This is a genomic window from Streptomyces sp. NBC_00775 (assembly GCF_036347135.1).
GTDB classification, from domain to species: Bacteria; Actinomycetota; Actinomycetes; order Streptomycetales; family Streptomycetaceae; genus Streptomyces; species Streptomyces lutosisoli.
The window spans coordinates 6,626,312-6,643,473 of the sequence record NZ_CP108938.1; the positions used below are offsets into that span (position 1 = coordinate 6,626,312).

A 17,162-nucleotide genomic window follows, 5' to 3' on the forward strand; every position below is an offset into this window, starting at 1 on the left:
GGCCGCGCCTGTGGAACGGGCGCATGCCGGGGCGGTGCTGCGCGCGGAGTGGACGAAGGCACGCACCACCGGCGGCACGGTCTGGCTGCTGGTGGCCGTCATCGCGCTGACCGTGGCGGTAGCCGTGGCGGCGACCACGGCTCTCACGTGCAGAGCCGCCGGCTGCGGCGCGGACCCCGCCAGGAGCAGCCTCGCGGGGATCTACCTCAGCCAGACGATCGTGGCCCTCGTGGCCGTGCTGGCCGTCAGCGGCGAATACAGCAACGGCATGATCCGCACCACTTTCACCGCGATGCCGCGCCGGACCACCGTCCTCGCCGCCAAAGCGGCCGTCGTCACCGGCCTGGTGCTGGCGACCGGAGCCGTCGCCGTGGCCGCTTCCATGCTGGTCGGCCGGCTCATCCTGCCCGGCCACGGCTTCACACCGGCGCACGGATACCCGTCGCTGTCCCTGCACCACGGGCCGATGCTGCGCGCCGCCACCGGGTCCGTCCTCTACCTGGCGCTGATCGCCCTGCTCGCCCTGGGCATCGCCGCCGCCGTCCGTGACGCGGCCATGGCCGTCGGGATCGTCCTCGGCCTGCTCTACTTGTTTCCGATCATCGCTGGCGCGGTCAGCGACCCGCACTGGCACCGGCATCTGGAGCAGATCGCGCCGATGACCGCGGGGCTGTACATCCAGGCCACCACCGGCCTGGACGAGTTGCCCCTCAGCCCCTGGCAAGGCCTCGGCGTCCCCGCCGCCTGGGCTGCCGGGGCGCTCCTCGTCGGCGGGGTGCTGCTGCGGGCGCGCGATGTGTGAGCGACAGCGAACCAGGCGTGATCCAGGCGAACTCCTCCCGCCCGGCCGTGTGTTGGCGTGTTCAGCAGAGGCTGATGCCCTGCTCCGCGAGCATGAGCAGGCCGGCCAGGCCGGTGAAGAGGACCCTGGCCGTGACGGTGAGCCAGAGGGCACCGCGCCACCACCGGCCGGCGTCGGCACGGAAAGCCAGCGTCGTCGTCGCCGCGAGGGTGGCCAGCAGTACGCATGCCGCCGCGGTCTGCTGGTGCCGGGCGTCGAACGAGCAGTACTCGTCCCGGTTCGACGCGAGGAGGCAGCCGGCGACGAAGAGCGCGAACGCCGCCTCCGGCACCAGCACGGCCATGCGTCGCCTCAGCACTCCAGGTACCAATCGGCGGTGCCCGGGCCGAGGGACAGGACGATGGCGAGGAGCCCCTCAAGGCCCAGGGGCAACGTTCTTCGGAGGGGCAGCGAGGATGGGTTGATGACCTTCACGTGCGCATGATGTGGGACTTACCTGTGAAGGGGCGTGGGGCGAAGCGGTGTGCGTGGTGGTGAGGGACGTTCGCTGGTCCGGTGTGCGCTGTGACGAGGGACGTTTCCTGGTCCGGTGTGCGCGGTGATGAAGGACGTTCCTTGGTCCGGCGTGCGCACTCAGCGGCGTACGACCTGGCGCCGTGCCGCCCGGCGCGCCGCGCCCGCCGCGGAGATCGTCAGCGCGAGTGCCGCCGCCGCGACCGGAACCCCGTACCCCGCCGTCGTCGACATGTGCTCCACCACCCACCCACCGGTCGCCGAGCCGCAGGCGATCCCGCCGAGGAGGCCGGTCACCGCGAGGGTCATGCCTTCGTTCAACCTGCCCTCGGGGGTGCGGTTTTGGACCAGTGTCATGCCGGTGACCATGGTCGGGGCGGTGGCCATCCCGGCGACGAGCAGGGCTCCCGCGAGGGCCAGGAGGGAGCCCGTCAGGGAGGCCGCGAGGAGCGGCAGGGTCATCAGCACCGTCATGGCGGCGACGCACAGCGGGTATCGCCGTTCGGCGGGACCGGCCGGCTTCAAAGCGCCGTACAGCAGACCCGCGACGCACGAGCCCGCCGCCTGGAGGGCGAGGACGGCGCCCGCGGCCGACTTGTGCCCCTGCGCGTCGGCGAACGCGATCGTGACGACCTCCATCGAGCCGAACACCGCGCCCATGGCGAGGAATCCGAGGAGGAGAGGGGGCATTCCGGGTGCTCGGACAGGGGACTTGGGCTGGGACTTGGGCCGGGCCTCGGACTGGGTCTGAGACTTCTCCGACTTCTCCGTACGTCGCTGGGGTGGCGGTTCGGTCGAACGTTGGGCGGCGAAGATCAGTACCCCGGTCATCATCAGGACGTCCCCGACCAGCGTGCCGGCCTCCGGGAAGAAGGCTCCGCACAGGAAGGCCGCGAACACCGGGCCCAGCATGAAACACAGTTCGTCCGCGGCCTGTTCGAAGGAGTTCGCGGTGTGGATCGCCGCCGGGTCGCCCTTGAAGAGGTGGGCCCAGCGGGCGCGTGACATGCCACCCATGTTGGGCGTTGTGGCCGTGGCGGCGTACGCGGCGAAGAGCGTCCAGTCGGGCGCTCCGTAGTGCACGCACAGCACCAGCGCGATGTCACCGAGCAGGGCGAACGCCGTGGCGGGCACGGCCACACGGGCCTGCCCGTACCGGTCGACGAGACGCGCGGTCCAGGGGGCGACCAGCGCGGTCGCCGCCAGACCGGTCGCCGTGACGGCACCGGCGAGCGCGTACGAGCCCCGCGAACCGGCGATCATGATGACCGCGCTCACGCTGAACATGCCCATGGGGAGCCGTGCGATGAGGTTGCCGAGGATGAAGGCGCGGGCGCCGGGGTGGGTGAAGAGGCGGTGGTACGGGTTGCGATGGCGGCGCGGGCTGCGGTGGCTCGGGTTGCGGTGGGTGCTCGCTTCGCGGTCGTGCGGGCGGAAGGCGGTGGCCACCAGGGTGTCGCCGGTGACGGTGAAGAAGGGCAGGGGGGATTGCCCCTGCTCGGAGGGCTGTTGCGGCATGGACCAACCCTCGCGTCGGGCGGGGCGGGCGGTCCAACACTTACTCCGTGGTGATTGACGCACCTGGGTTGTAGATTCGCGCAATGCCTGGTCAACAGCGTCTCGAAGGCCACCACGACAGTCGTCTCGACGGCCATCTCGACGGCCGTCTCGAAGATCGCCTCGATGGGCGCCTCGATGGTCGCCCCGGCGGAGGTCTCGGCGGCCACATCGACCCCCGCCTCCTGCGCGCCTTCCTCGCCGTCGCCGACGAACTGCACTTCACGCGTGCCGCCGCCCGGCTGTACGTCGCTCAGCAGGCCCTGAGCCGGGACATCCGGCGGCTCGAACGGGAGCTGGGGGCGGAGCTGTTCGTGCGGACCACCCGGCAGGTGGCGCTGACGGCGGACGGCGAGCGGCTGTTGCCGTACGCGCGGCGAGTGCTGGAGGCGCAGGACGCGCTGCTGGCCGCGTTCGCCCGAGGCCCGCGCGAACAGCGGCCCCTGCTCGTCGACGTCAACTCCCCGGGGCTCATCTCCAGTCGCGTGCTTGAGCGCGCCCGCGAACTCGCCCCCGGCAGCGAGCTGATGGCCCGCTTCGAGAGCGGACTCACCGGCGCGGCGGTGGAGTTGCTCGCCGGGCGGCTGGACGCGTCGTTCGGGCGGTTCGCGGGGCTCGACCCGGTGGTGCGGGCCAGGCTGGAGCACCAGCCCGTACGGTATGAGCCGATGGCCGTCATCCTGCCCGAGGACCATCACCTCGCGGCCCTGGACGCGGTGCCGTTGGCCGCACTCGCCGGCGAGACCGTGTACGCGGGTGCGGGAAACCCCAGCACACTGGAGTGGACCGACCTGGCGCGTCGCCTTTTCGAGGGCCGGGGCATCGCGCTCGCGCCGCCCGCGCCGGTGGCCGTCGGTCCCGAGGAGTTCCGGCGGATCATGGCCAAGAAACGGAACCCCGTCCTCGCCGTGGTGGATTTTCCGGCCATGCCTGAAGCCGTGTTGAGGCCCCTCGTCGACCCCGTTCCCCTGTCACCCGTGTCACTGGTGTGGCGGAAGGGACTGGTGCACCCAGGGATCGACGCCCTTCGACGAGCCGCGGCAGAACTCGCGGACGAGGAAGGGTGGTTGCGGCGCCCTGAGGAGGGGTGGATTCCGGCCACCGATTCACTCGTCATGGTGAGTCACAACTAACACTCAAGTACACGTGTCCTCCACCTGCGCTACATTCGTCGCCCGGGCGCGGCGTGATAAACGTGATAAAGGGGGCGCTCGGATCGGGTGGGGGCCCGGTCTGGACGGCAGATAAGTAGTGCCCGGAGTCGTCGCGCACCCGTGAACTGTCCCGTGGGGGGATGTGCGTGCGCGAGGAAAACTGGCGGAAAGACGCCCAACTGGATCAACGAGAAATTGATCAGCGGGGTGGACGTGGAGCCGATCCGACACCTTTGCAAGGAACCGATCCGCCAGCTTGGCGAGGAACCGATTCGTCGGCTTGGCGAGGAGCTGATGCGTCAGCTCGGCGGGGATCTGATGTGTCGGCTCGGCGAGGAGCCGAGGAGTCCCGGAGAGGATCCGAAGAGTTACGCCGGGGGACTGAAGAGTCCCGGCGAGGATCTGAAGGGTCGTCGCGAGGGCCGTCGCGACGGGGAGCCGGCGAGCCGGGGGGCGTCGTCTGGCCGGAGGCCGGCCGTGGAGCGGAGTCTTGGCCTCGGGCCGGGGGGAGCTCCGGGCGTGGCCCCGAGCGTGACCCGCACCAGGAGCTGGCGCCGGAGTCCGAGTCCGAGTCCGGGTCGGAGACCGAGCTGCTTTCGAGTCCCGTTTCCGGCGCGGACCCGATATCCGGCTTGGGCCAGGCTTCCGTTCGGGGCCAGGCTTCCGGCGCGAGCCGCGGCTACGGTACGGCCTCGGCCTCCGGCGCGAACCCGGCCTCCCGAGCGAACGACGCCTCCGGCGCGGCGCGCCCGCACCGTGGCCGCCTGGGCGAACAGCCTTCCTGGGAGCGCCCGGACGACCCCGGCCACACCCACGATCCGAACGAGGTGACGGTCCAACTCGATGGCGCGGGACGTCAGTTGGATGAGCGGCTGGTCCAACAGGCCAAGGGTGCCCCGGGGGTCCAGGAGGGCGGCTCGGACGGACCGGTGTTCGTCGACGAGTCGGGCCGGCGCAGCCGTAGATTCCGGCGGCTCGGCATCCTCGTAGGCATCGCCTGCGCGGTCTACGCCGTCGTCATCGTCACCACGCTGCTGTCGGGCAACTCCAACGCGCCCTGGCTTCCGGTGCCGGGCCAGCAGGACGATCAGCCGGCCGGCAGGGTCGACTCGTCGCCGCTGCCCGCCGAGTCGGTGTCCCCGTCCGGTACGGGCCGCGCCTCGCCGGGTGCGAGCGCGACGGGCGGGGACGGAACGACGCGGTCGCCGGGCGCGAGTACGACGCCGGACGCCTCGGGCGGTGCCGCCACCCCGGGCAAGTCCACGGACCCCGAGCCCTCGGCGTCCGCCACGACCAAGCCGAACCCGGGCACCAGCACCACCAAGGACCCGGCCCCGGACCCCGACCCGACCGACCCGGTGGTCAACCCGCCGGACCCCAGCCCGTCCGACAGCGGTGCCACCTCGGCCGACCCCTCGGGGAGCCCGGTCACGGACGGCTCCGGCTCCGGAACCCTCGCGGACGGCGCGGCATCGCCGGTCGAGCTGACCTCGCTGGAGCCCGAACAGCCGATCACCACCAGCTCTTCGTCCTCTTCCTCGGACGCCTCTTCCTCGGTTGCCGGTTCCTCGGACGCCTCTTCCTCGGGCTCGTCTTCCTCGGGTTCTGCCACCTCGGGCTCGTCCTCCTCGTACCCGGAGAACATCCTCTGATGGCATCCCGCACCAGCCGTCACGGTCCCGGTCCCGCACACGCACCCGCACGGAGTACGCGGGGCGAGGTCCCCCATGCCGCCCGGCGCCGCCGCCTGCCCATGCGCTTCCTGCTGCCCTCGCTCATCCTCGTCGCGCTGATGGCGATGCTGATGCTGCGCGGCTACGTACACAGCGAAATCCTCGCCGACCACCGCATCCAGCCCGAGGCGGCCACCGACAAGGTGCCGGAGAAGATCCTTGAGGGCGGCCCGGTCATCGACACCCGCAGTGGCCGCACGACCAGCCTGAGCGTGCCCGATCACCGCCTGGTCCTCACCTTCGACGACGGCCCGGATCCCCGGTGGACGCCGAAGGTGCTCGACGTACTACGCGAGCACCACGCCCACGCCGTCTTCTTCGTCACCGGCACCATGGCCTCGCGCTACCCGGAGCTGGTGCACCGCATGGTGGCGGAGGGCCACGAGGTCGGCCTGCACACCTTCAATCACCCCGACCTCTCCTACCAGTCCAAGAAACGCATCGACTGGGAGCTGTCCCAGAGCCAGTTGGCGCTCGCGGGCGCGGCCGGTATCCGTACGTCCCTCTTCCGCCCTCCGTACTCGTCCTTCGCGGACGCCATGGACAACAAGTCCTGGCCGGTGACGGAGTACATCGGCACGCGCGGCTACATCACCGTCGTCAACAACACCGACAGCGAGGACTGGCAGAAGCCCGGCGTCGACGAGATCATCCGCCGTGCCACGCCCAAGGGCGGCAAGGGCGCGATCGTCCTGATGCACGACTCCGGCGGCGACCGCCACCAGACGGTGCAGGCGCTCGACACGTTCGTGCCCCAACTCCAGCACCAGGGCTACGAGTTCCAGAATCTCACCGAGGCGCTCCACGCGCCCAGCGCACACACCGAGGTCACGGGACTCGACCTGTGGAAGGGCGAGGCCTGGATCTACCTGGTGCAGGCCTCGGACGGGATCACCGACGCCCTGGTCGTGGGCATCGCGGTGACCGGCGTCCTCGTCTTCACCCGCTTCGGCCTGATGCTCCTGCTCTCCGCCGCACACGCCCGCCGGGTGCGCAAGCCGGACTTCCGCTGGGGCCCGGCCCCGATCACCGGACCGGTGTCGGTGCTGGTCCCCGCGTACAACGAGGCGAAGTGCATTGAGAACACCGTCCGCTCCCTGATGGCGAGCGAACACCCCATCGAGGTCATCGTCATCGACGACGGTTCGAGCGACGGCACGGCCCGCATCGTCGAAGACCTGCGCCTGCCGAACGTACGCGTCGTACGCCAGCACAACGCGGGTAAGCCCGCGGCTCTCAACCGGGGCCTGGCGAACGCCCGTTACGACATCATCGTGATGATGGACGGCGACACCGTCTTCGAACCGGCGACGGTACGAGAGCTGGTCCAGCCCTTCGCCGACCCGTCGGTCGGCGCGGTCGCGGGCAACGCGAAGGTCGGCAACCGCGACTCCCTCATCGGCGCCTGGCAGCACATCGAGTACGTGATGGGCTTCAACCTGGACCGCCGCATGTACGACATCCTGCGCTGCATGCCGACGATCCCGGGCGCGGTAGGGGCTTTCAGGAGGTCCGCTCTCGAACGCGTCGGCGGAATGAGCGACGACACGCTCGCCGAGGACACGGACATCACGATGGCCATGCACCGCGACGGCTGGCGTGTCGTCTACGCCGAGAAGGCGCGGGCCTGGACGGAAGCCCCGGAGACGGTCCAGCAACTCTGGTCGCAGCGCTACCGCTGGTCGTACGGCACGATGCAGGCGATCTGGAAGCACCGGCGCGCGCTGGTCGAGCGGGGACCGTCGGGCCGCTTCGGCAGAGTGGGCCTGCCCCTGGTCTCGCTCTTCATGGTCCTGGCCCCGCTACTGGCCCCGCTGATCGACGTATTCCTCCTCTACGGAGTGGTGTTCGGCCCGACACAGAAGACGATCGTCGCCTGGCTGGGCGTGCTGGCCATCCAGGCGGCGTGCGCGGCGTACGCCTTCCGCCTGGACAGAGAACGTATGACACACCTGATATCCCTCCCCCTCCAACAAATCCTCTATAGGCAGTTGATGTACGTGGTCCTGCTCCAGTCCTGGATCACCGCCCTCACCGGAGGCCGCCTGCGCTGGCAGAAACTGCGGCGCACGGGCGTGGTGGAGGCACCGGGCTCGATCCCGCGGCAGCGGACGGAGCGCGGCGGGAAGGATCGGAGGCCGGTGGGATGACGACGCACGACTACGCGGCCGGGGCGACACCGACGCCGCCGCTGGGAGCACCGAGGGCAGTAGCTGAGCCGGCGGCCGATCAGAAGCCGGAGGGCCGGAAGCCGGGCGGCGGCCGTGACCGCTACTTGGACCTCCTCCGTTCGATAGCCCTGGTCCGAGTGGTCGTGTACCACCTGTTCGGCTGGGCATGGCTGACGGTCCTCTTCCCCTCCATGGGCGTGATGTTCGCACTGGCGGGCTCGCTGATGGCACGCTCGCTGAGCCGCCCGGCGTGGGGCGTGATCAGGGGCCGCGTCCGCCGATTGCTGCCCCCTCTGTGGGCGTTCAGCGTGGTGGCCCTGACGCTGATGTTCGCGGGCGGCTGGAATCCGATGAAGGACCCGGACCACGGCGGCACATGGGGCTTGGTGGACCTCATCAACTACATCATCCCGATCGGCGCGCCCCCCTACCCCTGGCACATAGGCTCCAAGTCGGGTCTGCTGGAAGACACTTGGGCGGTGCAGGCGGCGGGCCCGCTCTGGTACCTGCGGGCGTACCTGTGGTTCGTGGTGGCGTCCCCGCTGCTGCTGTGGGCGTTCCGCAAGGTGCCGTGGGCCACGCTTCTGGCCCCCCTCGCCCTGACAGCCGTCGTCGGCACCGGCCTGGTCACCATCCCCGGCGAAACGGGCAACGCCGTCTCGGACTTCGCTGTCTTCGGCGGCTGCTGGGTCCTGGGTTTCGCCCACCACGAGGGCCTACTGGTGAAGGTCCCCCGCTACGTGGCCGTCTCCTGCTCGGCCCTCCTGATGGCCTTCGGCCTGTGGTGGGCGTCGGGCCATCTGGGCCCAGACGGCTGGGACCTGAACGACATCCCCCTGGCCCAGGCCGCCTGGTCCTTCGGCTTCGTCGTCATCCTGCTCCATTACAGCCCGTCCTGGCAGGAGCTACCGGGCCGCCTGGCCCGCTGGGACAAGCTGGTCACCCTCTCCAACAACCGCGCCGTCACGATCTACCTGTGGCACAACATGCTCATCATGGCCACGGTTCCGATCATCGACCAGGCGTACAACTTGCCGTTCATGCAGAGTGATCGGGCGGTGGGGGCGCTGGACTCGTCGTACATGGTGTGGATGTTCTTGCTGGTGTGGCCGCTGATCGGGCTGACGATCGTTGCGTTCGGGTGGATTGAGGATATTGCGGCGAAGAGGGGGGCGAGGCTTTGGCCGAACGGGGTGCGGGGACGGGCTGCGAGCCGTGGCGTGCGGGCGGGGGCGCACCGGGGGCGGGGCTGAGGACGTCTGGGGCTGAGGACGTCTGAAGGTAGGACGGCGTCATTAGCCTTTGCGGTGGCCAACGCGGTGACGCATCCCACCCTCCCACATCACTCAATCGAAGGTTCTAGACCTCGACTTGGGCACGCTCTGTACGGCTATGCCCGACTTATCTCACACCTGGACGTAATTCGCTCTGGTGTCGTCACACAGGCCCCCGATAGCGTGTTACTGCCCTCCCGAACCCCACGCCGCACAGGAGCCTGCCGTGAACCGCCGTCCCCGCCTGCTTGCTACAGCCGCCGTTGGTGCGACGGCGGCACTGTTCCTTACCGCGTGTGGCGGGAGTGACGGTGGATCGAAGGGGAACGACAAGATTGCTGGGGCTGATACGGGCGAGACGACATCGGCGTCGCCTAGCGTGAGCGCGACGGACGTCGCCGACCGGCCCAAGGTCAACCTGCCGTCCGACGTCAAGGACAAGTACGAGAGCTGGCAGACGGGCGACAAGGCCAAGGACGAGATCCTGACGGACACGGCCAGTCGCATCGATGCTACGAACGCCGCAATCCTGAGTGGCGACACCGGAGCCCCCGGGCTTGCGTTCTATTACCGGGACAAGGCCCTCAGCGGTGCGGTGCAGTGGGTGCAGGCCTACGTGGACGCCAATCTCTCCTTCACCGGCACCACTCGTTACTACAGCCCTCAAGTCACGCTGTCCGGCGCGAAGTCGGCGTCTGTTGTCTATTGCGCTGACGAGAGCAAGGGGTTCAACAAGAACCGGAAGACCAACAAGGTCGACAAGACGCCCTCGGATGAGAGCCCGTACGTGCTGTACAACACGCGTCTTGAGAAGAACGCACAGGGCGTATGGCAGGCCACCAACCTGATTTCGAAGCGGGGAGACAAGACATGCGCCAGCTAGGAAGGCGAGGGCGCACTTTCGCGGTGGGGGCGGTCGCCGCCGTGTGTACCGCAGTGTTTCCGAGTACAGCTGTGGCGTACGGACCTGGCGACGGCCAGGGATCCGACACAACCAGCCCTTCAGGCAACGCGACTGACGACGGAAAGCTGTCGGCCACGGCCGGTGCTGTGGTTTTCGACCTTTCCAAGAACGGTTCGGGCGAGTCCGCGGGGCCGGTGACCTCTACGACCACCTGGACGCCACCCGCCTGTTACTACGCCCCGAAGTACACCCCGGCCCAGCTTCAGAAGTACCTGGAGCCCATCTGGGAGGCCGAGTCGACGGGCTCCCAGTGGGACTTGGAGCAGCGCAAGAAGTACGTGGACGGCGACCCGTACAAGGACTTCAACAAGGCCAAGGCCGGCAAGGGCTATTGGTGGGACTCGTACGTCACCAAGGGCCGCGAGGGTGATCCTGGGGCGCTCGACTGCACCAAGGACATCTTCTGGGTGGACACGGGCGACGCCCCGCCGGCGGACATCCCGGAGGCGATCACACCCAAGATGCTGGCACAGCTCGCGTACGCCGAGATACGCGTCCCCTCGACCAAGGTGGACCTCGCCCCCGCAGGCACCACCAAGGTGAACCTCCCGACGTGGGCATGGCTGGACACGGCGAAGTTCAAGCCGGTCTCGGTCACGGCGTCGGTCCCGCTGCTCAACGTTTCGGCGACAACCACCGCGGAGCCTGTCTCGCTGAAGATCGAGCCGGGCACGGACGACGCCACGACGTACCCGGCATCCGGCGTCTGCGAATTCAACAACGGCCAGATCGGCGAGGCGTACGCCAAGGGCAAGGCGGATGAGACCCCGCCCTGCGGCGTGAAGTACCTGCGCTCCTCTGGCGATGGCTCGTACAAGCTCAAGGCCACCATCACCTGGAAGATCCACTGGACGGGCACCGGCGTGACCGGGGAACAAGGTCTGCCGGAGGGCACGTTCGGGGCCACCCAGGACGTCGTCGTCCAGGAGATCCAGTCCGTCAACCGCTGACCGTGGCAACGATCCGTGTCCGGTAAGTGCTCCCCCTAAAGAGGGGAGCACGCCACCGGACGCCACGAAAGATCGCCGACGTCGTTCCTCTCCATGGTGCAGGTGCACCGGGAGAGGGGACGGGGACATGGCGGAACGACTTGCCGTGGACGGCGACGAGCTCGCGCACTTCATGAAGCTGCTCAGGAAGTCGACCGACTCGCTGAAGGGGCTGCGCAAGGCGCTGGAGGACGCGACTGTCACGGGCCTGGGCACCGACGACCTCGACACCGCCTGCGAGGACTTCCAGGACGACTGGAAGTACGGCACCGACCAGATCGGTGAGCAGACCGAAGATCTCGCCAAGATCATCGGAAAGAGCAGGGACAGCTACCGCGAGGTGGACAAGGCGCTGGAGGAGGCCCTGCAGAAGTCCAGGGCCGGCAAGGGCAAGAGCGGGGCTTCGAAGTGACCTACCCGCCCGGCGATTCTGGTGCGGCCCTCGACCCGCAGTCCCGAGCGGACCGCAACAAGCCACAAGGCCTCAAGTCCGCCCCGCGCATCCCGAACCCCGACTACCCACACGTCGGCTTCAACCCGGTGCCGGGGAGCACCGAGACCGTAAGCGGCTTACGCAAGAAACTCTCAGGCTGCGCGAAGGTTCTCGAAGAGACGCATGGCCTTGTCACCAAGCTGATGGACGGCAGCTACTGGGAGGGCGACGCGGCGGTTGCCTTCCGCGAGCAACTCGACGGCGGCCCCCTGCCCCTGAACCTGAAGAACGCCGCGCACTCCATCCGCAAGGCGGCCAAGCAACTCGACCGCTGGGAAGGCGAACTCGACGACTTCCAGCGCCGGGCGAAGCGACTCGAAGAGGACGCGAAGGAAGCGCAGGCCGCCGTGGACCGGGCGAAGGGCCATGCCGGCACGGCGGGCGCCAGCCCCGACCTGGACAAGAACACGAAGGGCGCCAAGCACGACGAGGCGCAGAAGGCCCTGACCAAGGCGAATACGGCGGTGGACGACGCCGAGGACGCCCTGGAGAAGATCCGGGGCAAGGCCCGCAAGCTTGCCGACGAGCATGAGCATCAAGCCCGGCACCGGGCAGGCAAGATCCGCGACGCCACGAAGAAGCTGGTGCCACACGAGCCGGGCTGGTTCGACTCGGCACTCGACTGGCTCCATGAAAATCTGCCCGACATCCTCAGCTTCGTCGCCGGAGTCATCGGCCTGGTGGCGATCATCTTCGCCGGCCCGCTCGGGGTCGCAATGGTGGCGGCACTGATGCTGACCGCCTCGGCGCTGAGTGCGGCTGCGCTGGGATGGCGTCTCTTTGAGCACCCTGAAACGTGGGAGTCACTGAAGGATGGCTTCCTCAAGGGCGAGTTCGACGCTGATTTCTTCAGCAACCTCGTCAGCGTGGGAGGCGACGTCATGGGCGCGCTCCCGGGAGTTGGGGCAGTAGCGCTAGGAAGTCGAGCAGCAGCAAACGCCATTCGCACCGGCAGCGAGGCCCTATCGATTGGTCAGAAGGTCGGTACCTTCGGAGCCAAGACGATGGAGGAGGCGCAAGCCATCTCTGGCTTGGATAACCCGCTTACCGGATGGCTGGTACGCGGTGCGAGTGACACCGAGAAGGCCGGAAGAGCGGTGGAGGCCACTTCAGGCGGGATCGGTGTGGCCACGGGCGGCCTCGGGCTGGTCAACAGCCTGGTGGACGCTGATGACGACGGGATTAGGGATGGCTCTGTTGCCGGAATCGATGGGACGCGGCTCATCTTCGAGAACGGTGGGTTCCTGAATCTCGTCGGTCACGTCTTTTGACCTCGCCTACAGAGAGAGCGTCATGAACTCAGTTGACTACGCCACCGCCTGGGACCATCCGCTGACCCGCCGAGCTTGGGTGGGCCACATGGCCATGAACATCGCAGGTCTCGTCGGTTGGTTCGGTACGTGGATCGGTTTGCTGGCCGTGCTGGTCGGATTCCTGTCTCCAGGATTCACCTTCTTGTTCGTGCCGTTCTTGCTCTACTCGCTCTACCGAGCTGTTCTCCAGCTGCGCTACTTTCCCGCAGCGCTCCGTATGCAGTGCATCTTGCGAACATATCCGTGGCAAGTTCTCCGTGAGGTACCCGCGGGGTTGACCAAGCGCCCAGATGTCCTGGGTAGGCAGTACGGATGGTTTGAACTCCCCAATCCGGCTCGTCCGGAGGAGCGGCTGCCATTGGTCTTCCCCAGGCATCTGCGCACGGAGTGGTGGAGTCGGCGTATGGCCCCTCGTGCCAAGCCGGAGCTGAAGGCCGAGATTGAGGTGGTGTGGTTCGCCGGCGACCCGCGCTTCATCGGTCTCATTGCTGCGCCCACTCCGAATGGCCAGGCGCCTCGCCGCCTGCATGTACTACAGCAGCAGATGGGAATGGGAGGCGGCCGCAGCTTCGAGGACTGGGGCGCTACACCTGAGGACTGCGAACGTGGCCGACGTGTTGGTATTCACCCTGTTCAACCCTGACAAGTGCCGGGAAGACGCACCCCGATGACCGTTCCCAGCTTTACGCTTCACGACTCCGCCAAGGATCCTGCCGCTGAATTGTGGTTCGCCGAACCGCCAGGCTTCAGGACACTGCCGCTCGGCGCCCTACTGCCCTCGCCCGGATCCCCAGCCGCCGACACCCTGCGCACCACGCTGGCCCCTTTTCTGGACGCAGCGCCCAACGACGTGATCCGCCAACAGTTCATCGCCCAATTCGCCCAAGGCCAGAAGTTGCTGAGCGTTCTGCGTGAAATCGGCACCGTCCACTGTTCGATCGGTCTCCACCGCGACGACATCGACGACACGGACAACCGCAGCGGTCAGGCCCTGATCTCCCTCTTCACTATTTCCTGGCGCAACACAGCTGTGGCCCCTCGCGCCGTCACCGCCGCACGCGCCGTGACTTCTGGGCAAGGCCACGCTTGCGTCGAGTACCTCGAACTTCCCTGCGGTCCTGCTGCCCTCAGCGAGAATGTGCTCACACCCTCGGCGGGAAGCGGCCTCCCCCAGGCACCCCTTATCCAGATCCACGCCCACCTGCCGCACCCGGACTGCAGGCGCCTCGTCGTCTTGACGCTGAGTGCGACGGCTGTGGCCCGCCGCGAGCAGTACCGCGCGATCCTTCAGCAGATCGCCGAAACAGTCAGCTTCGACAATCCGCTGGGAGCGGGGACGGCTGAGGCGCGTTGACAGTGAAAAACGAAAAAGAGGGCTCTGCCCGCGGAGAAGACAGTACGAAGCAACGGCGTGGCCTGTCTTGTCTCATCATGGCGGGTCTCCTCCTCGGGCTCTTTGTCGTCCCTCGCCTTGGAAATGCGCTGTGGGGTCCGGAGGTCTGGCGCTGGGCTGGGACTTCTTGGCCAGGCGGGGCTTATGCGTTCGCGGTCACAGCTGGTCTCGCCGTTCCTCTTCTGGCCGTGCTCTTCGCCCTCTCCGTGTTCAAGGCGGTGGAGCCGTGGGAACCCTGGCCCCGGCGCTTCGCCTGGATTGTGGGTGCCGTCCTCTGTGTCGTCATTTTTGAATTTCTCGCTGGCGCCATCCCGGAAACGTGGCCCTTCGGCGGAGGCCGACATGGCAGTCCAGGCGGCACAGAGACCTCCCGGCGCTACCCGGCCCTCTGGGCGATCGGCCTCGCAGCCACCCTCGTCGGAGTCCCCTTGGCGAAGGGGTTCATCCACGCATACGACAGGCTCTTCCCTCCCCGCCCCACAGAGAACCGTCGGGGCGCCGCCTCCTGAGGCTGCCTTCGAGCGTGTGGCAACTTTGTGCCACTGGGGTGTGTGACAGCGCCCGTCGACTCGGCGACCGGGGCGTGACCCGGAGGCTCAAATCTGCCAATTGGTCAGGCGCTGCGCATGGACGGGTAAGTCTTCAGGCTTCGTATCAGCTCATGGAGGCCGACGCGGGTCGTCATGAGGATGGCGTCCGGCTCGTCGCTCTCGCGGAGACGGACGGCTCCGTCGGGAGTGGCGGCTACATAGACGCAGTTCGAACTGTCGCCGCTGTAGGTGGACTTCTGCCAGTGGATGGTGTGCACCTTGGTCTCTTTCAGATGTCCCGGATGAGGCGGTGGATGAAGCCGCGTGACTCGACGGGGCTGAGTGCGCAGGGCTCCATGTGATCCAGCACGGAACGGTACTTACTCAACTGTGCCTCGGCATCCAGGAATCCACAGCCGCCATGGTGGGTGTCCAACTGGACGGTGTCGAGCTGTGGGACGGGCCCCTCGACGTAGTCGAAGGACTGACCCGTGCTCGGGTAGTGATCCGCGCCGAAGGGGATCACCCTGACTGTGACGTGGGCCAGCTCGCTCACTTCGATGAGGTGTTGGAGCTGGGCACGGGCGATGGCTTGGCCGCCGAAGCCCATGCGGAGTGCGGCCTCATGGATGGTCGCCGTGTACGGAGGCGGGTTCTCCCGGTGCAGGACACCTTGCCGTTTGATGCGATGCGTGAGGCGGTGCTCGACCTCGTACTGCCGCATCGGCGGGGCCACTTGCTGAAAGAGGGCACGTGCGTGGTCCGTGGTCTGCAGCAAGGCTGGGATGTGGATGACGAGCGCCACACGCAGACCGGTGGCGTATTGCTCCAGTTCGGCGAGGTCGATCAAGGTGGCCGGTAGGTGTTCCCGGTACTCGTCCCACCACCCGCGCTGCCGGCCACCGGTCATTGCGGCCAGCGCGTCGACGAACGCGGGGTCGCTGCAGCTGTAGCTGCTGGCGAAGGTACGGACGCGGTCGGCGCTGACGGAATAGCGGCCCGCCTCGATGTTGCTGATCTGCGCCTGCTTGAGGCCGAGCAGTTCCGCGGCGGCACTGGATGTCAGCCCCGCGTGCTCCCGGAGCTTGCGCAGTTCGGTACCCAGGCGCTGCTGGCGCAGCGTAGGAGCGGTGCTGGGCGGCACGGGACCCTCTCTCGTCATGGCGCATTCCCTCAATCACCCATAAGAGGGAATCGTCAAGTCTTACGCTATTTCGATGTCAAATCTTACATCGCTGCCTCTATCGTGAGTCTCGCGTCGCTCAACTGCTCACGCCCATAAGCCGGAAGCGCACCAACCCAGGCATTGCCGCCGCACGGCACCAACGTTGAGCGAGCTCAAGTCCCCTTCCTCCCTGGAGGTGTTCATGGTCACCGTAGCCCTGCCCGATACATGGGTGTACGCACTCCGTCTGCCCCATGACCCCCGAGCCGCACGCGTCGCACGTATGACCGTGCGGGCCGCGCTCGATGGGCACGGCATGCATGAAGTTCTCGACGTGATGGAGCTGTTGACGTCGGAGCTGGTCGCCAACGCCTACCAATACGCGAAGGGCCCAGCCTCCCTACGGCTGACAGGGCTCGGCGGCGGACGGCTCCGGGTGAGCGTGTGGGACGCGAACCCGTACATCCCGGCGCCCTTCGACGAGCTACCCGGTACCAAGCCGCGCCCGGCCCCGGTGGACGCAGTCAGTGGACGCGGGCTGCTCCTCGTACAGGCGTGGGCGGACTCGTGGGGTGGGGACGTGCTCGGGCCGGGTGCGGGAAAGCTGCTCTGGTTCGAGGTCGGGGGACTCGGCCACGGACGTCGGGCAGCGTGAGCGCGGGCAAGCGGCGAGCCCTCAGTGCATAGGACGGCGATCTTTACTCCCCCTTGGTGCCCGCCATACCGACCCAATAGCCCCCCTTACTACGGTCGTTGGGTTGGCATGTGCACAGAGTGAATTACGGGGGCTGGACCGCATGTCGGACCTGAAGAAGGAAGCGGAGTCGCTGGACAAAGCGGCCACCGCGTTGGGCAAGGTGTCGCATCACACCAGTAAGCCGTTGCACGAGTTCAAGGCGGAGTCGGACGATCTGGGGGCACTCGGCAAGCTGGGGTCCCTGCTGAACGCGACGGACGACATACGCGACGGCATGCACAAGCTCGCCAAACTCACGCACGCCCTCGACGAGGAGTGGCAGGCCGAGGCGAAGCTGATGGGTGAGGTGTCGGACGCCTTCGACCTGTTGGACGTACTTCTGGCCGCGGCGGCTCGCGGCAAGAAGGGCTGAGC

General features: G+C 67.8%; 17 protein-coding genes. 13 read left to right on the forward strand and 4 right to left on the reverse strand.

Going from position 1 to position 17,162, the window contains the following annotated elements:
• The first annotated feature begins 10 nt into the window (after positions 1-10).
• Positions 11-802 (forward strand): ABC transporter permease, encoded by a 792-nt coding sequence (locus OIC96_RS29455; RefSeq protein ID WP_330304957.1) that lies wholly within the window; start codon positions 11-13, stop codon positions 800-802.
• Between the two features lie 61 nt (positions 803-863).
• Here the strand turns inward: OIC96_RS29455 and OIC96_RS29460 are convergent, their stop codons facing one another.
• A complete protein-coding gene (locus OIC96_RS29460) occupies positions 864-1,145 on the reverse strand; it encodes a hypothetical protein (RefSeq protein WP_330304956.1) in 282 nt (93 codons plus the stop codon).
• Positions 1,146-1,435: 290 nt separating this feature from the next.
• Positions 1,436-2,833: an MFS transporter gene (locus tag OIC96_RS29465; RefSeq protein WP_330304955.1), complete on the reverse strand. Its 1,398-nt coding sequence runs from the start codon at positions 2,831-2,833 to the stop codon at positions 1,436-1,438.
• Between the two features lie 83 nt (positions 2,834-2,916).
• On the opposite strand from OIC96_RS29465, the gene OIC96_RS29470 reads away from it, so the two are divergent.
• From OIC96_RS29470 to OIC96_RS29515, 10 genes are all read left to right on the forward strand, one after another.
• Positions 2,917-4,005: a LysR family transcriptional regulator gene (locus tag OIC96_RS29470; RefSeq protein ID WP_330304954.1), complete on the forward strand. Its 1,089-nt coding sequence runs from the start codon at positions 2,917-2,919 to the stop codon at positions 4,003-4,005.
• Positions 4,006-4,658: 653 nt separating this feature from the next.
• A complete protein-coding gene (locus tag OIC96_RS29475) occupies positions 4,659-5,678 on the forward strand; it encodes a hypothetical protein (RefSeq protein ID WP_330304953.1) in 1,020 nt (339 codons plus the stop codon).
• Positions 5,678-7,909, forward strand: coding sequence for a glycosyltransferase (locus OIC96_RS29480; RefSeq protein WP_406501689.1), 2,232 nt, complete (start codon positions 5,678-5,680; stop codon positions 7,907-7,909). Before OIC96_RS29475 ends, OIC96_RS29480 begins: the two co-directional genes overlap by 1 nt.
• A complete protein-coding gene (locus OIC96_RS29485; protein WP_330304952.1) occupies positions 7,906-9,183 on the forward strand; it encodes an acyltransferase family protein in 1,278 nt (425 codons plus the stop codon). Before OIC96_RS29480 ends, OIC96_RS29485 begins: the two co-directional genes overlap by 4 nt.
• A gap of 247 nt (positions 9,184-9,430) precedes the next feature.
• The gene (locus tag OIC96_RS29490; RefSeq protein WP_330304951.1) at positions 9,431-10,087 is read left to right on the forward strand and encodes a hypothetical protein; all 657 of its coding nucleotides are present in this window, start codon (positions 9,431-9,433) and stop codon (positions 10,085-10,087) included.
• On the forward strand, positions 10,075-11,118 hold the full coding sequence (locus OIC96_RS29495; RefSeq protein ID WP_330304950.1) for a hypothetical protein: 1,044 nt from the start codon (positions 10,075-10,077) through the stop codon (positions 11,116-11,118). The genes OIC96_RS29490 and OIC96_RS29495 overlap by 13 nt, the downstream gene beginning before the upstream one ends.
• Positions 11,119-11,245: 127 nt before the next feature.
• On the forward strand, positions 11,246-11,569 hold the full coding sequence (locus OIC96_RS29500) for a hypothetical protein (RefSeq protein WP_330304949.1): 324 nt from the start codon (positions 11,246-11,248) through the stop codon (positions 11,567-11,569).
• Positions 11,566-12,921 (forward strand): putative T7SS-secreted protein, encoded by a 1,356-nt coding sequence (locus OIC96_RS29505; RefSeq protein WP_330304948.1) that lies wholly within the window; start codon positions 11,566-11,568, stop codon positions 12,919-12,921. Before OIC96_RS29500 ends, OIC96_RS29505 begins: the two co-directional genes overlap by 4 nt.
• An 88-nt stretch (positions 12,922-13,009) precedes the next feature.
• Complete coding sequence (locus tag OIC96_RS29510) at positions 13,010-13,606, forward strand: hypothetical protein (protein WP_330304947.1); 597 nt, start codon at positions 13,010-13,012, stop codon at positions 13,604-13,606.
• A 24-nt stretch (positions 13,607-13,630) separates the two neighbouring features.
• Positions 13,631-14,317 carry a hypothetical protein gene (locus OIC96_RS29515; protein ID WP_330304946.1) on the forward strand — a complete coding sequence of 229 codons (687 nt, stop codon included), beginning with the start codon at positions 13,631-13,633 and terminating at the stop codon, positions 14,315-14,317.
• A gap of 652 nt (positions 14,318-14,969) precedes the next feature.
• On the opposite strand, the gene OIC96_RS29520 is transcribed toward OIC96_RS29515, so the two are convergent.
• Complete coding sequence (locus tag OIC96_RS29520; protein ID WP_330304945.1) at positions 14,970-15,164, reverse strand: DUF397 domain-containing protein; 195 nt, start codon at positions 15,162-15,164, stop codon at positions 14,970-14,972.
• A gap of 11 nt (positions 15,165-15,175) precedes the next feature.
• Entirely contained in the window at positions 15,176-16,030 is an 855-nt protein-coding gene (locus OIC96_RS29525) for a helix-turn-helix domain-containing protein (protein ID WP_330310128.1), read from the reverse strand.
• A gap of 223 nt (positions 16,031-16,253) precedes the next feature.
• On the opposite strand from OIC96_RS29525, the gene OIC96_RS29530 reads away from it, so the two are divergent.
• A complete protein-coding gene (locus tag OIC96_RS29530) occupies positions 16,254-16,706 on the forward strand; it encodes an ATP-binding protein (RefSeq protein WP_330310127.1) in 453 nt (150 codons plus the stop codon).
• Between the two features lie 142 nt (positions 16,707-16,848).
• A complete protein-coding gene (locus tag OIC96_RS29535; protein WP_330304944.1) occupies positions 16,849-17,160 on the forward strand; it encodes a hypothetical protein in 312 nt (103 codons plus the stop codon).
• The last annotated feature ends 2 nt before the right edge of the window (positions 17,161-17,162 follow it).

What these genes read in the sequence shown, in the direction of transcription:
- OIC96_RS29460 (WP_330304956.1), bottom strand. Translation starts at nt 1,145, where the DNA reads ATGGCCGTGCTGGTGCCGGAGGCGGCGTTCGCGCTCTTCGTCGCCGGC.
- OIC96_RS29465 (WP_330304955.1), bottom strand. Translation starts at nt 2,833, where the DNA reads ATGCCGCAACAGCCCTCCGAGCAGGGGCAATCCCCCCTGCCCTTCTTC.
- OIC96_RS29470 (WP_330304954.1), top strand. Translation starts at nt 2,917, where the DNA reads ATGCCTGGTCAACAGCGTCTCGAAGGCCACCACGACAGTCGTCTCGAC.
- OIC96_RS29480 (WP_406501689.1), top strand. Translation starts at nt 5,678, where the DNA reads ATGGCATCCCGCACCAGCCGTCACGGTCCCGGTCCCGCACACGCACCC.
- OIC96_RS29485 (WP_330304952.1), top strand. Translation starts at nt 7,906, where the DNA reads ATGACGACGCACGACTACGCGGCCGGGGCGACACCGACGCCGCCGCTG.
- OIC96_RS29495 (WP_330304950.1), top strand. Translation starts at nt 10,075, where the DNA reads ATGCGCCAGCTAGGAAGGCGAGGGCGCACTTTCGCGGTGGGGGCGGTC.
- OIC96_RS29500 (WP_330304949.1), top strand. Translation starts at nt 11,246, where the DNA reads ATGGCGGAACGACTTGCCGTGGACGGCGACGAGCTCGCGCACTTCATG.
- OIC96_RS29510 (WP_330304947.1), top strand. Translation starts at nt 13,010, where the DNA reads ATGGCCATGAACATCGCAGGTCTCGTCGGTTGGTTCGGTACGTGGATC.
- OIC96_RS29515 (WP_330304946.1), top strand. Translation starts at nt 13,631, where the DNA reads ATGACCGTTCCCAGCTTTACGCTTCACGACTCCGCCAAGGATCCTGCC.
- OIC96_RS29530 (WP_330310127.1), top strand. Translation starts at nt 16,254, where the DNA reads ATGGTCACCGTAGCCCTGCCCGATACATGGGTGTACGCACTCCGTCTG.
- OIC96_RS29535 (WP_330304944.1), top strand. Translation starts at nt 16,849, where the DNA reads ATGTCGGACCTGAAGAAGGAAGCGGAGTCGCTGGACAAAGCGGCCACC.